12 protein-coding genes are annotated in these 13,648 nt (G+C 71.4%); 7 read left to right on the forward strand and 5 right to left on the reverse strand.

Features of this window, described 5'->3' with window-relative positions:
- Window positions 1–84 precede the first annotated feature (84 nt).
- Window positions 85–789 (forward strand): 4'-phosphopantetheinyl transferase family protein, encoded by a 705-nt coding sequence (locus CLV71_RS36990; protein ID WP_133907565.1) that lies wholly within the window; start codon window positions 85–87, stop codon window positions 787–789.
- Here the strand turns inward: CLV71_RS36990 and CLV71_RS36995 are convergent.
- From CLV71_RS36995 to mihF, 5 genes are all read right to left on the reverse strand, one after another.
- Window positions 778–3,060: a hypothetical protein gene (locus tag CLV71_RS36995; RefSeq protein ID WP_133907566.1), complete on the reverse strand. Its 2,283-nt coding sequence runs from the start codon at window positions 3,058–3,060 to the stop codon at window positions 778–780. The two genes, CLV71_RS36990 and CLV71_RS36995, sit on opposite strands and share 12 nt — an antisense overlap.
- A complete protein-coding gene (locus tag CLV71_RS37000; RefSeq protein WP_133907567.1) occupies window positions 3,057–4,742 on the reverse strand; it encodes a sugar ABC transporter permease in 1,686 nt (561 codons plus the stop codon). The genes CLV71_RS36995 and CLV71_RS37000 overlap by 4 nt, the downstream gene beginning before the upstream one ends.
- Entirely contained in the window at window positions 4,739–5,998 is a 1,260-nt protein-coding gene (locus CLV71_RS37005; RefSeq protein WP_133907568.1) for an ABC transporter substrate-binding protein, read from the reverse strand. The genes CLV71_RS37000 and CLV71_RS37005 overlap by 4 nt, the downstream gene beginning before the upstream one ends.
- A gap of 64 nt (window positions 5,999–6,062) precedes the next feature.
- Window positions 6,063–7,193, reverse strand: a complete 1,131-nt coding sequence (locus CLV71_RS37010) for an isochorismate synthase (protein ID WP_243867116.1) — start codon at window positions 7,191–7,193, stop codon at window positions 6,063–6,065.
- Between the two features lie 109 nt (window positions 7,194–7,302).
- Window positions 7,303–7,614, reverse strand: coding sequence for an integration host factor, actinobacterial type (mihF, locus tag CLV71_RS37015; protein WP_133907570.1), 312 nt, complete (start codon window positions 7,612–7,614; stop codon window positions 7,303–7,305).
- Between the two features lie 281 nt (window positions 7,615–7,895).
- On the opposite strand from mihF, the gene CLV71_RS37020 reads away from it, so the two are divergent.
- From CLV71_RS37020 to CLV71_RS37045, 6 genes are all read left to right on the forward strand, one after another.
- Window positions 7,896–9,533 (forward strand): long-chain fatty acid--CoA ligase, encoded by a 1,638-nt coding sequence (locus CLV71_RS37020; protein ID WP_133907571.1) that lies wholly within the window; start codon window positions 7,896–7,898, stop codon window positions 9,531–9,533.
- 29 nt (window positions 9,534–9,562) lie between these two features.
- Window positions 9,563–9,964: a PaaI family thioesterase gene (locus CLV71_RS37025; protein ID WP_133907572.1), complete on the forward strand. Its 402-nt coding sequence runs from the start codon at window positions 9,563–9,565 to the stop codon at window positions 9,962–9,964.
- Window positions 9,965–10,027: 63 nt separating this feature from the next.
- Complete coding sequence (locus CLV71_RS37030) at window positions 10,028–10,582, forward strand: PadR family transcriptional regulator (protein WP_133907573.1); 555 nt, start codon at window positions 10,028–10,030, stop codon at window positions 10,580–10,582.
- A 65-nt stretch (window positions 10,583–10,647) separates the two neighbouring features.
- A complete protein-coding gene (locus tag CLV71_RS37035; protein ID WP_133907574.1) occupies window positions 10,648–11,931 on the forward strand; it encodes a C39 family peptidase in 1,284 nt (427 codons plus the stop codon).
- Between the two features lie 13 nt (window positions 11,932–11,944).
- Entirely contained in the window at window positions 11,945–12,994 is a 1,050-nt protein-coding gene (locus CLV71_RS50515; RefSeq protein WP_133907575.1) for a gamma-glutamylcyclotransferase family protein, read from the forward strand.
- Between the two features lie 4 nt (window positions 12,995–12,998).
- Window positions 12,999–13,613 (forward strand): DUF4232 domain-containing protein, encoded by a 615-nt coding sequence (locus CLV71_RS37045; RefSeq protein WP_133907576.1) that lies wholly within the window; start codon window positions 12,999–13,001, stop codon window positions 13,611–13,613.
- Window positions 13,614–13,648 lie beyond the last annotated feature (35 nt).

A 13,648-nucleotide genomic window follows, 5' to 3' on the forward strand; every position in this document is an offset into this window, starting at 1 on the left:
AGGTGTAGACGATGGGCGTCAAATTACCGGACAGTAACCCGAACACAAGGCCCATCTGGAGCATCGTTACGGCATGATTCAGGAATGCGATGCGACGTGTGGTGGGCCCACCCGGCCGCGGGGACTCCTGCTCTCTTCGAGCTGCTCGACGAGGTGGAGCGCGGGCGCTACGCGGGATATCGCAGGGAGGCCGACAAGCTGCGGTTCCTGACCGGCCGCGCACTCATCCGCGGCGTGGTGTCCCGGGAGCTCGGCATCGCGCCCGGCGAGGTCGTGCTGGACAGCTCCTGCTTCGAGTGCGGCAAGCCGCACGGCAAGCCACAGGTCGTCGGTTCGACGCTCGAGGTGTCGATCTCGCACTCCGGCGAGTGGGTGGTGCTGGCCATGACCGACGGCGCGTCCGTCGGCGTCGACGTCGAGGAGGTGCGGGACGCGGAGGTCGACGGCCTGGCCGGGATCTGCTTCTCCCCGCCGGAGCTGACGACGTTCAAGTCGATCCCGGAGGAGGAGCGGCGTGGCGCCTTCTTCACCTACTGGGCCCGCAAGGAGGCCGTGCTGAAGGCCACCGGCAAGGGCATGTGGGTCGTGATGAGCAAGCTGACCCTCGCCGCGCACGACGAGCCGCCCCGCGTCACCGCGTCCGAGACCACAGAGGTGGACATCACGGCCGTGCGCATGGCCGACCTGGACCGGGGGCCCGGTTACCGCGCCTGCATAGCGGTCTTCTCCGACTCCGCGCCCAAGGTCGACGAGCACGAGGCCGGGGAGCTGATCACCTCACTCGGCTAGGCGGCGCACCGCCACCAGGCGGTAGTGGTCGGCCAGCGGGGTCTGCTGGCGTGGCCGCAGCGACCTCGCCTCCAGCAGGTGGGTCAGCGCGACACGGGCCGCCTCCCGCTCCGCCACCGGCTCCGGGTCGCCCCACAGCAGCTGACCGGCCGCACGCGAGTCCACCAGCGCGGCGGACGCCAGGTGCTGCAGGCACCGGGCCTCGCCCTGCTTCTCGCCGATGCGGTTGAACGTCGTCCGCGCGAGCTGCCACAGCCGCACGGCGTCGACGAGCCGCCAGTGCGACAGCACGACGCCGAGCAGCTCGAGGCTGTGCGCCCACGCGCCGTGGTCACCCGCCTCCTGGGCCAGGGTCTCCGCACGCAGCAGGTGCCACGCCGCGTCCGACAGGTCGCCGCGTCCAAGGTGCAGCACCCCGAGGTTGACCAGCACCGACGGCGATGCCACGTGCAGGTCGGCGATGTCGGTGAAGGCGTCGGAGAGCCCGGTGCCCCGGTCGATCGCGACCAGCGCCCGCTCCGAGCGCTCCCGCACGTCCAGCTCGGCACGCACCCGCTGGTTCTGCACCTGCTCGAGGTAGGAACGTGCGTTGTCCAGCTCTTTCACCGCGTCGCCGAAGCGGTGCGGCGCGCCGTGGGCGCCCGCCATCCGGTGCGCGGTGGCCTGGCGGATGGCGGCGTGCGCGGCGATGTCCAGCCAGCCCGCGGTCACCGCGAGGTCGTGCAGGCCCCGGTGCACGGTCAGCAGGTTCGTCGGCAGCCCGGCGCGGACGTACCAGCGGGCCAGGGCGTCCGCGATGACGCACAGGTCGTCGAGCACCGACCGCAGCAGGTCCTCACCGCGGTAGGTCGCCGCGTACAGCGGGCGGAACGACGGCTCCGACTCCTCGAACCACTGCCGCGCGCCCTTGGGATCGGTCTCCAGCCGGGTCACCCACAGCTCCGCGAAGGTCCGGTAGAACCCGAGCAGGGCAGGCAGGGCACGGGCGGCGACCTCACCGCGCTCCTCGTCGGAGGTCGTGCCCTCGATGGCCCGCCGGTACTCCTGCGGCAGGCGGTAGCGCCCGTCCACCAGGTCGACGAGGTTGCGGGCCCGCAGCTCGTCCAACGCGTCCGGGTCGCTGACACCCAGCATCGCGGCGACGGCGCCCTTGCTCAGCCCGGTCACCGGCAGGCTCGCGAGCGCCGAGAGCAACCACACGGCCTCCGGCGACAGCCCGGCACGCACGTTCGCGAGGATGGCCCGCCACACCCGCTCGAACGTGCCGGTGGCCGGGCCCTCCCCGCGCAGCTCGTCGAGCAGGTGCGTGAACTGGACGGTGCTGCCCGGCCTGCTGATCTCCGCGGCGAGCGCCTTCACCGCGCGGGGCCGCCCGAGGCACGCGGCCAGCAGCTCGTCGAGGTCGCGGTCCGGCTCGGGCGCACGCGTGAAACGCCGGTACCAGCGCGGGGGCGGTGCGTTGCGTGCCACCCGCCACAGCTCCCGCATGTCCTCTACGGACATGGCGTCGACCCTGACCACGCTGTGGGGCACCAGTTCCTCGAGCACGGTCTCGCCGACGAGCACGAGCCGGGGCCCGCCCGACGGCCACGCGTCGACGAGCCACGCCACCTGCTCGGGCGTGTTCACGTTGTCCAGCAACAGGGTTCCGTCCGACGCGTGGAACACCCCGGCCAGCTCCCGTGCGACGCCAGGCAGTGCCGCCTCGTCGGCGGGCTCGTCGATGCCGAACACCGAGACGAGCCTGCCCGCTGTCGTGAGGGCGTCGTCCGGGGCACTCGCCGACCGGCTGCGCAGGTCGAACCTGGTGGTGGCGAGGGGATCCACGCCGTCGTCGTCGATCAGCTCCTGCGCGACCGCCTGTCCGACGGCCGACGTGCCGACGTCGCGGTCACCGACGACCGCCACGATCCCGTTGTTCCGCAACGACTCCACGGCCCGCTCGACCTCGACCCGCCTGCCGCGCAACGCGACCGGCTCGTGCCAGGTCGGCGGGGCGAACAGGCGGGGTGGCGGCGGGGTCTCGTCGACGGCGATCGCACTGCGGCGGCGACGGCGCTCCCACACCTCCATCCCGCCCCACAACAGCAGGAACAGCGGCGCGACGACGAGTGCGGTCAGCAGCAGGTAGTGGCCGACGGTCCGGCCCGCCGTGGTGTCGTTGGCCTGGTTGCCGATCAGCTCACCGGACACCGTGACCACGAACCAGGTCACCACGGCGATCATCAGGACCGGCAGCCGCCGGAACCACTCGCGATCCGACCTGTTCACCTGCCGATCCCCCCGGTGAGCCCGACCACGACCCTGCGCCACGTCGCGAGCAGCAGCACGACCGGCACCACCGCGGAGACGACAGCAGCCGCCGCGACCGTGCCCGCGGACGTGCCGAACTGCCGCGCCTCACCCCAGGGCAGCCGTGTCAGCGGGCCGGAACCGGACCCGCTGATCAGGAAGCCTACGATGAAGTCGTTCCACACCAGCACGAACTCGAGCACACCCGCGGCGATCAGCGCCGTCCGGTACGGCCCGCGCCGCCACATTCCGTCCAGCGCCGGCCTTCCGTCGCGGGCGGGTGCGGCGAGGAAGGCCGTGCGCAGCACCAGGGTCGCGAACGGCAGGCCCGCCGCCGCGTGCACGAGCGCGAGCGGCGCCCGCCCGCCGGCCAGCCCGAGGTCGGTGAACACGGCGCGGAGCGGGCCGACGTACATCTGCACCGGCGCCACCGCGAGGATCGCGAGCAGCCCCGTCACCACCCGCGCGAGCCGCCTGGGTGCCACCCACGTCAGCAGGTAGGCCAGTGGGACGGCCGCGACGAGCACCAGCGCCGCCGCGAGCCCCGCGATGAGGAAGCTGCCCGCGACCGCGGGCCACAGCCAGGTGGCGCCGGTCGCGGCGAACGAGTCGAGGCTGAACGGGTCGAACCGCCACCAGCCGACCGAGCCTGCGGACTCGGGGCTGTGGAAGGCGGTCAGCACCAGCACGAGCACCGGCATGATCCACAGCAGACCGACACCGCCGACGAGCGGCCAGCTCCACCACCGCGCGGGCCTGCTGTCGTCGATGGACTCGATGGACAGCGGGACCGCCTTCGCGCCGTCGCCGCGCCGCATGGCACGCATGCCCGCGAGGCTCAGCACCGCGACCACGGCGAAGAGCAGCACGGCGAGTGCCGAGGGGCCGCCGGTGTCCGCCGAGCGCAGGGTCATCCGCCACCAGTGCAGGCCGACGATGTCCACGTCGTCCTGGATGGACCCCGGCGCGACGATCAGCACCAGGTCGAACACGCGGATCGCGGCCACCAGCACGGTCAGCACGACGATGGCCGTGACCGAACCGGCCTTCGGCAGCACGAACCGCCACAGCCGGAACGTGGCGCCACCCGCCGAGTCGAGGCCCGCGCGGAACAGCACGACGATGAAGCCCAGCCAGGACCAGGCGAACGCCGACGCGAGCACCCACCAGATCAGGTCCGGCCCGAGCCAGGTGACGTTGCCGCCGAACAACGCGGTCGCCATGCCCCGCTCGGGGGTCGGGTCGAAGATCAGCCGGAACACCGCGCCGGACACCACCGCGGACACCCCGAACGGCAGGATCAGCACGTAGAGCAGGACCCGCCACAGCCTGCCGAGCTGCCTGCTCAGCACGGCGACGCAGTAGCCGAACCCGATCAACACGAGCGCGATCCCCACCCACAGGAGGCTGTGCCACGCGGACCGCAGCGCGACGGGGTCGGTGAACAGCGCCCGGAAGTTGCCGACCACCGGCACGTCCGCGTCCAGCGCCCACCCGAAGGTCCACACCATCGGGACGACGAGCAACGCGATCAGCAGTACCGCGGGCACGGCGTAGAGGTACTGGTCGCGGCGCCGGTGCGGCTGCGCGACCACGAGCCCGTCGGTCAGCTCCCGGCCTGCGACCTCGAGGACCAGACCGTCCCTCGTCTCGACGTTCACGACCCGGTCCTGCGTGCCGCGTCGACCATGGCCCGGCAGGCCGCACGGGCGCTCACCGACGGCGTGGTGCCCGCCGCCGTGCCACGTAACAGGTTCTGCAGGACGCGCTGGAGCCCCTCACTGCCGCCGAGCCTGCCGAGCTGGTCCGCGAGCCCGAAGCGGATGTCGTGCTCACGAAGCTCCGTCGCGAGCCGCTCCAGGGTCGGGCTGTAGTAGCGGAAGGAGGTGTGCGGGTTGGCCGCGATGAACCCACCCGTCTCCCGGATCCACGGCACCGGCGCGTCCGGCGTGGCGAGGTAGCGGATGAGGTCCTGCGCGGGGCCGCTCGCGGGCCTGGTCAGCACCAGCAGGTCCGAGGACACGGCCAGCGGCGGGTCGCCGCCGTTGCCTGGCGGGAAGGTGAAGGTGTCGAACGCGTCGGGGTCGGGGGCGAACCGGCGGATGACCGACTCGGCGAAGTCCGGTGCGGGCACCATGGCCGCCCGCCCGTAGCGGCACATCTCCAGCACGGCGTCCGGGAACTGCCGCACGAGCGAGTTGCCTGCCCCGCCGGACAGCACCGCCGGCCTGCCCCACATGGTGGCGACCATCTCGAACGCCTCGAACACCTCGGTGCCGTCCCAGAGCTTCGGGTCGCGCCGGGCGGCCAGCTCGTCGAACGTCTCCGGGTAGGTGCGCAGGAGGACGTTCTCGAAGAACTGCGCCAGCACCCAGCCGTCCGCGCCGCCGAGCGCGAGCGGTGTCACGCCGCGGTCGATCAGCTCCTCGTTCAGCTCGAGCCAGTCCTCCCACGTCGTCGGGGGCGTGATGCCGAGGTCCGCGCGGTACCAGACGACCGAGACGTTGGCGAGCTTGAACGGCAGCGCGTAGTGGCGGCCGTCCGCCGACGCGGCCGGCCAGATGCGCTCGTACTCGTCGTGCCAGACGCCGTCCGGCAGCGGCGCGACGTGGTCGAGGTTGGCGGTGACGTGCCCGACCTGCGGCACGGCGACGACGTCCGGGCGGCCCGCGGTGCGGGCGTTGAGCGCGGCGCCGATGTCGTCGCCGAGGGGGATCAGCTCGTAGTCGCGGACGCCCCGGCCGTCGAGCACGTGCGCGAAGGCCGCCAGCTCCGCGGCACTCCAGCTGACCGCGACCCGCACGTCGTCACCGAGACCCGCGACGGCGGCCAGCTCGCCGCAGCCACCGACGAGCCCCGCGAGCGGCGCCAGCGCCGCCGTGCGCAGCAGGGTTCTCCGGTGGACCTCTCGACGCATACCGCCCCAGTAGTCGACTGGGACACAACTCTAGGTGATGTAAGAGCCGCTGGTGGGCGCACCCTCAGGTCAGGTCGAGGTGCAGCCCCATCGCGCGGAGCAGCGTCTGGAACTTCGCCGAGGTCTCGGTGACCTCGAGGTCCGGTACCGAGGCGGGCATGATGCCCGCGCCCGAGTACAGCGTCATGGTGGACGGGCCGGTCACCGGCTCGACCAGCTCGCCGCAGCGGATGCCCACGACCCACTCGCCGTCGCCGTCGGCGTCGCACCAGCCGATCGCACCCGCGTAGAAGCCGCGGCCGAACGGCTCGAGCGCGGTGATCGTCGCGCGGGCCGCTGACACGGGCGTCCCGCAGACGGCCGGGGTCGGGTGCAGGGCGCTGGCCAGCCGCAACGACGTGACACCCGGGTCGAGCAGCTCGCCGGTGATGCGGGTGGACAGGTGCCAGACGGCCGTCGTGCTGATCAGTGACGGCTTCTCCGGCACGTCGAGCGACCGGCAGAACGGCGCGAGCGCGTCGGCGACGGCCTCCACGACTACCCGGTGCTCCTCGTGGTCCTTGACCGAGGCGAGCAGGGCCTCGCCGTTCGCCCGGTCCTTGTCCGGGTCCTGGTCACGCGGGATCGAGCCGGCCAGCGGGTTCGCGACGACCGTGGTGCCGGTGCGGGACAGCAGCATCTCGGGGGTCGCGCCCACGAGCGTGCGGCGGCCGGTCGTGGCGGGGAGGTCGACGGCGTAGGTGAAGCCCGCCGCGTTGTCGGACACGAGGTTGGCCAGCAGCGTGCGGACGTCGACCGGCGCGGCCATCGTCAGCCGCAGCGAGCGGGCGAGCACCACCTTGCGCAGCTCACCGGCCCGCAGGGAGTCGACGGCGCAGGCCACGGCTCTGGCGTAGCCGGCACGGGAGGGCACCGGCTCGACCGAGACGGCGGCGCCGACCGGGGCGCGCGGGTAGGCGGGCAGCGGCCCGGACCAGCGTGCGGTGTCCGGGAGCACGATGTGCGGGGCGGCCTGGTCGTCGAACGGCAGGGCGCCGACCGCGACCGGCACGGGGGAGTCGACCAGGAGCTTGGTGACGCGCTTGGCCAGCTCGTCGGGGTCGGGGTCGGTGACGACCTGGCGTTCGCCGGTCGCCAGCAGCGCCCGCCGGGGCGAGGTCAGGAGGAACGAGCCGGGGCGATAGTCCTCGATCACCTGTCCATCATGCCCGCGATCCGGGCGGTGGAAACCGGCCCGGCGTAGGATTTTGAACACGTTCAGGGCCCGTGGGTGCATGACCCACGGGCCCCGAAGAGGCGTGTCGTCAGTTCAGCGCGTCGATGAGCGCCGCGCGCTGGCGGTCACCGAGACCGGCGGCGCGCCGGTCCGGGTCGATGCCGGTCTGCTCGAGCAGAGCGGCGACCTTGACGGCGCCAAGGCCCGGCACTGCCTTGAGCAGCGCGGCGACCTTGGTCTTGCCGATGGTCTTGTCTTCCTTCGCCTTGCCGAGCACCGACGCGATGGTCCGCTCGCCGGACTTGATCGACGCCAAGAGCTCGGAGCGGGCCTTACGCGCCTCCGCAGCCTTGGCAAGCGCCTCAGCGCGCTGCTCTGGAGTCAACGTGGGCAGAGCCACCGTGGTGTTCCTTCCTAACTCGACTTTCTGGCACGTCCGCGCAGGCCGACGACCAGGCAAAACCTGGACCGCTCCCCCGCGGCGCCGCTGCCAGTAAACACATCAACGACTCGGAACATACGCGCGACACGCGAAGACTTCGCGCCGAAACCGCAGGTAACCCACCTTCTGGTGGTCTGACACGCAGCGTTACCCGTATTCACACCCGCGCTTTCGGCACTACTGTTCAGTAGTAGAGAGCCACCCCACACCGGCCCGAAGTACAGGGAGCTTGAACAGCGATGTTGGGCACCATGCAGGACGGTCAACTGTCCATCGCCAACCTGCTGCGCCACGGCAGCCGGGTCCACTCGGGAGCCGAGGTCGTCACCTGGACCGGGGACGGGACGCGGCGGAGCACGTATGCCGAGGTCGCGACGGAGGCCGCGCGGCTCGCGCACGCCCTGCGCGGCCTCGGCGTGACGTCCGACCAGCGGGTCGGCACGTTCATGTGGAACAACACCGAGCACCTGGTGGCCTACCTCGCGGTGCCCGCCATGGGCGCGGTGCTGCACACGCTCAACATCCGGCTGTTCCCCGAGCAGCTGACCTACGTCGCGAACCACGCCGAGGACCACGTGGTGCTGGTGGACGGCACTCTGGTGCCGCTGCTCGCCAAGGTCCTGCCGACGTTCGACACGGTGCGGCACGTGGTGGTCGTGAACGGCGACCCGGGCTCGCTGCAGGCACCGGATGGCGTGACCGTCCACTCCTACGCCGACCTGCTGGCCGACCAGCCGGACGAGTTCGACTGGCCCGTCGTGGACGAGAACTCCGCCGCGGCGATGTGCTACACGTCCGGCACCACCGGCGACCCGAAGGGCGTCGTCTACACGCACCGGTCGATCTGGCTGCACTCGATGCAGGTCTGCATGACCGACTCGATGGCGTTGTCGCAGGCGGACAAGGCTCTTGTGATCGTGCCGCAGTTCCACGCCATGTCGTGGGGCCTGCCGTACGCCGCGCTGATGGTGGGCGCGTCGCTGGTCATGCCGGACCGGTTCCTGCAGCCTGAGCCGCTGGCCGCCATGATCGCGGCCGAGAAGCCGACGATGGCGGGTGCGGTACCGACGATCTGGCAGGGCCTGCTCGCGCTGCTCGACCAGAAGCCCCAGGACCTCGCGCCGCTGCACCGCGCGGTCGTCGGCGGCTCCGCGTGCCCGCCGTCGCTGATGGCGGCGTTCGACAAGCTCGGCGTGACGATCATCCACGCGTGGGGCATGACCGAGACCTCGCCGCTCGGCTCGGTGTCCCGGCCGCCCGCCGGGCTGCCGCCGGAGGAGACCTGGGAGTACCGGATCCTGCAGGGCCGGTTCCCGGCGTCCGTGCGGGCCAGGATCATGGACGACGAGGGCAACGAGCTGCCGTGGGACAACGAGGCGGTCGGCGAGCTGGAGTGCGCCGGGCCGTGGGTCGCGGCGGCCTACTACCGCGTCGAGCCCGGTCAGGAGGGCTCGGAGAAGTTCTCGCCGGACGGCTGGCTGCGCACCGGCGACGTCGGCGCGATCACCCCGGACGGCTTCCTTCGCCTGACCGACCGGTCCAAGGACATCATCAAGTCCGGCGGCGAGTGGATCTCGTCGGTGGACCTGGAGAACGCCGTGATGGCCCACCCGGCGGTCGCGGAGGCCGCGGTGATCGGCGTGCCGGACGAGAAGTGGTCGGAGCGCCCGCTCGTCGCGGTGGTGCTGCGCGACGGCGAGTCGGTGTCGGCGGGCGAGTTGAAGGAGTTCCTGGCCGACAAGGTCGCGAAGTGGCAGCTCCCGGAGAACTGGGCGTTCATCGACGAGGTGCCGAAGACGTCGGTCGGCAAGTTCGACAAGAAACGCCTGCGCGCGGCGGCCGCCGACGGCTCGCTCGACATCGCGCACCTTTCATGAAACGAATTCACTGAATTCGGAGGCGGAGCTTGACCGACGCCGCGGCCACGGCCTCACTGCACGCGTTGGTGCCTTTCGCGAGGCATCTCGGGATTGAGGTCCTGGCCGCGACCCCGGCCCGGGTGACCGGCAGGCTGGCCTGGCGGGAGGAGCTCTGCACGGCGGGCGGGGCGCTGAACGGCGGCGTGATCATGGCGCTGGCGGACAACATCGGCGCGCTGTGCGCGTTCCTCAACCTGCCCGCCGGGGCGGGCGGAACTACCACGATCGAGTCCAAAACCAACTTTCTGCGTGCGATTAGAAGTGGTCATACCATCTCCGTCGCCCGTCCGCTTCACGTTGGCAAGCGAATCATCGTAGTCGAATCCGATGTTCTCGATGACGAAGAACGCCTGGTGGGGAGGGTTACGCAGAGCCAGGCGGTGCTGTAATACTCTCCGTGGTCTAGCCCAAATGGTCGGCACCGACGGTTGGAGATCGGTATCGTCGCGCATGTGCCCGAGCCTCGGACGCGGAAGCTGACCGCGACGTCATACGTCGTGCTCGGCATGCTCAGTTTCTCCCCCGCCACGAGCTACGACCTGAAGCAGTGGATCGCGAACACGATCGGCAACTTCTGGGCGTTCGCCCACTCGCAGTTGTACGACGAGCCCGCGCGGCTGGTCGCGGACGGGCTGGTCAGCGAGGAGGTCGAGTCGGGAGGCCGCAGGCGCCGCACCTACTCGATCCTCCCGGCGGGTCGCGAGGCGCTGCGTGAGTGGCTGTCCACGACGACCGACGAGCAGACGGAAGTGCGCGACCTCGGTCTGCTGAAGCTCTTCTTCGTCAACTTCGGCTCCCGCAAGGACCTGTTGCAGCTGGCCAGGGACCGCAGGGAGTCGCACCGCTCGCGAGCCGACGCCTACGAGGAGCAGCGGGCCGAGATCGTCGACTACGCCGACCGCTGGCAGGTGAAGACGATCGAGCTGGGCGTCCGCTACGAGCGGACCGTCGAGCAGTTCTGGGCCGACTTCCTCCGGGAACTGGAGGAGGAAGAAGACCGCCGCTAACTCGACCCGGCACCGGCTCGCGCGAACTGTTTACATGACCTTGGACGAGCAGGAAAATCCTTGGCATGCGTGCACACCCCTTACGCCTGGTCGCCGCAGGTCTCGGAGCGGCTCTGGTGATGTCCCTGTCCGCCGCGCCGGTGGTCGCCGAGCCCGCCGCGGACGACGCCCCGGTCGACTTCCACCAGTGGACGTCGCAGACGGACTTCAGGAAGGGCCGGTCGGAAGGCGTGCTGCCGACCCCGTCCGGCCTGGTCATCAGCCGTCCGGTCGGTACCGTCGAGCACACCGAGCCCGACCTGGGCACCACCCGCACGTACGAGTACGGCCGCTGGACCTCCCCCGCCTACCGCCAGGGCTTCGACGCCACCCAGCTGGTCGCCTCGTGGAACGCGTCGACCCCGGACGACACGTGGCTGACCGTCGAGATGCAGGGCACGACGGCGGCGGGCGCGAAGTCGCAGTGGTACACGATGGGCCGCTGGGCGCTGAAGGACACGGACATCGTCCGCACGACGGTGCCGGACCAGGAGGACGCCGTCGGCTACATCGACGTGGACACCTTCGTCGCCACGCAGCCGATCAGCAGCTACCAGCTGCGGGTCACGCTCTACCGCGAGCGGCACACCCGCGTGACTCCCTCGGTCTCGATGGTCGGCGCGATGACCTCGAACATCCCCGACCGTTACACCGCGCCCGCCGGCCCGTCCGCGGGCGCGTGGGGCATCGAGCTTCCCGTGCCGCGCTACTCGCAGAACATCCACGCGGGCCAGTACCCCCAGTACGGCGGTGGCGGTGAGGCGTGGTGCAGCCCGACGTCCACGGAGATGGTCGTCGAGTACTGGGGCAGGCGGCCGAGCAGGCACGACCTGTCGTGGGTCGACCCGGCCATCGCCGACCCGACCGTCCCGCACGCCGCCCGCCACACCTACGACCACGACTACGACGGCACCGGAAACTGGCCGTTCAACACGGCCTATGCCGCGTCGCTCGGCCTGAACGGGCACATCACCCGCCTGTCCTCGCTGACCGACATCGAGCGGTTCATCAGGGCGGGCATCCCGGTGATCACGTCGCAGTCGTTCATGGCCAGCGAGCTGGACGGCGCGGGCTACGGCACGTCGGGCCACATCATGGTCGTCGTCGGCTTCACCGAGAACGGGGACGTCATCGCCAACGACCCCGCCTCCAGCAGCAACGACGCCGTGCGCAACGTCTACAAGCGTGACCAGTTCGCGACGATCTGGCTGCGGACCAAGCGCGTCAACGCGACGGGCGGCATCTCCGGCGGTCCCGGCGGCGTGGCCTACGTCATCGCGCCGCCGTGGAAGCGGCTGCCGAAACTCTGAGACAGTCGAAGGCGTGAGCGGACCGCCGTCTCCCGACTTCGCCGACGACGACTACCCGGCGGCGCCCTACCCGGGGCGCCGCCCACCGGGCTCGTTCGTGCACGACGACGGGGGCGGCTGGTACGTCAGGGCAGGGCGGGTCGGCGACACCGACCTCGACGACTGGCTGACGGCCCGGGGCGCGGCGCCGATGGCCGACCGCGTCCCGCTCCTGTGCTACGGCTCGAACATCTGCCCCTCGAAGATCACCTGGCTGCGTTCCGCGCTGGGCCTGCGAGGTCCCGCCGTGCTCATGCGGGCCCGCTGCCACGACCTCGCCGCCGTCTGGGCCAGCGGGCTGCGGGTGGTCGACGACCAGCGCCCCGCCACCCTCGCCGCCCTGCCTGGCAACACCGAGGACCACGCGCTCTGGTTCGCCACGCTGGAACAGGTCGAGGTGCTCGACGTCTGCGAAGGCCGCGGCGAGCGGTACCGCCTCGGCCGCGTCGACACCGGCGAGGTCCGCCTGACCGACGGGACGCTCGTCGACGGCCCCCTCGCCTACACCGCAGCCGCACCACGTCGCATGCCGCTGCTGTGCGACGGCAGGCCCGTGCGCTGCGCCGACGTGCCCCAGGCGGGCGCGGCGGCCCTCACCGGCGTCGCCGCGGACACGGACGGCCTGACGGTCCGCGAGGTGGACGTCCCGCTGCCGGAGGACTTCCCCGGCCGCGTGTTCGTCTACGGGACCCTGCAGCCGACCGCGTCGGACTGGTGGCGCCTCGAACCCCACGCGACGGGCAGCAGGCAGGCTCGGATGCCGGGCACTCTGTACGACACCGGGCTCGGCTACCCGGGGTTACTGCTCGGCGACGGGCCCGGTGTCGAGGGATGGGTCGTCCATCTGGGCGAACCGGCTCGGGCGCTCGCCGAGCTGGACGGCTACGAGGGCAGCGAGTACCGACGGGTCAGAGTGGCTCTACCAGGCGGAATGTGGTGCTGGACATACGTGTGGGTCAACTCGACCGAGGGGATGCGTAAGCTGACGGCCCCGTGGGGAGGCGCGGATCCGTCTCGGAGGTGAGGGCGTGGCCCGACATTACCGACTCTGTGTGATCGCGGCTCTGTCGTTGTCGGTGCTGAGCGCCTGTGGCGCACGGCAGGGCGCGGCCAGCGAATCCACACTGCCGAGGCTGACGACCACCACGGGGAGCGGTACGACCACGACGACCACCTCGAGCCCGCCGTCCCAGACCGGCAGCGAGTCCTCGCCACCGAACCAGGACAACCCCTGCACTGCCGAGTCGCTGACCGGCTCGGTCGAGTCGATGGATGCCGCGCCCGGCAACAGGTACGTGACGCTGGTCCTGCGGAACACCGGCGGGCAGACGTGCTCGCTGTGGGGCTTCGGCGGCCTCGAACTGCTGGACGTCGCGAAGCGGCCGCTCCCGACGGACGCCAGGCGGTCCCTCGACCCGCAGCCCGCGCTCGTCACGCTCGAGCCGGGCGACGAGGCGGGCAAGATCGTGCGCTGGACCGTGGTCGCGACCGGCGACGAGCCGACGGCGGGCCCGTGCCAGCCGAAGGCGGCCTCGATCAACGTCCTGCCGCCGGACCAGACCGCGCCGCTCGTGGTCGAGTACACGTTCGGCTCGGTCTGCGACCACGGCAGGCTCGACACGAGCGCGTACTTCGCGCGCTGAGCCCTTTTCTCCGGTTCTTCTGGTCAGACCGCCGT

It is taken from the genome of Actinophytocola oryzae, assembly GCF_004364325.1.
Taxonomy (GTDB): Bacteria; Actinomycetota; Actinomycetes; order Mycobacteriales; family Pseudonocardiaceae; genus Actinophytocola; species Actinophytocola oryzae.

Excerpts from the sequence above, each read along its gene's own strand:
- CLV71_RS36990 (WP_133907565.1), top strand. The coding sequence starts at position 85 with ATGCGATGCGACGTGTGGTGGGCCCACCCGGCCGCGGGGACTCCTGCT.
- CLV71_RS37005 (WP_133907568.1), bottom strand. The coding sequence starts at position 5,998 with ATGCGTCGAGAGGTCCACCGGAGAACCCTGCTGCGCACGGCGGCGCTG.
- CLV71_RS37020 (WP_133907571.1), top strand. The coding sequence starts at position 7,896 with ATGTTGGGCACCATGCAGGACGGTCAACTGTCCATCGCCAACCTGCTG.
- CLV71_RS37035 (WP_133907574.1), top strand. The coding sequence starts at position 10,648 with ATGCGTGCACACCCCTTACGCCTGGTCGCCGCAGGTCTCGGAGCGGCT.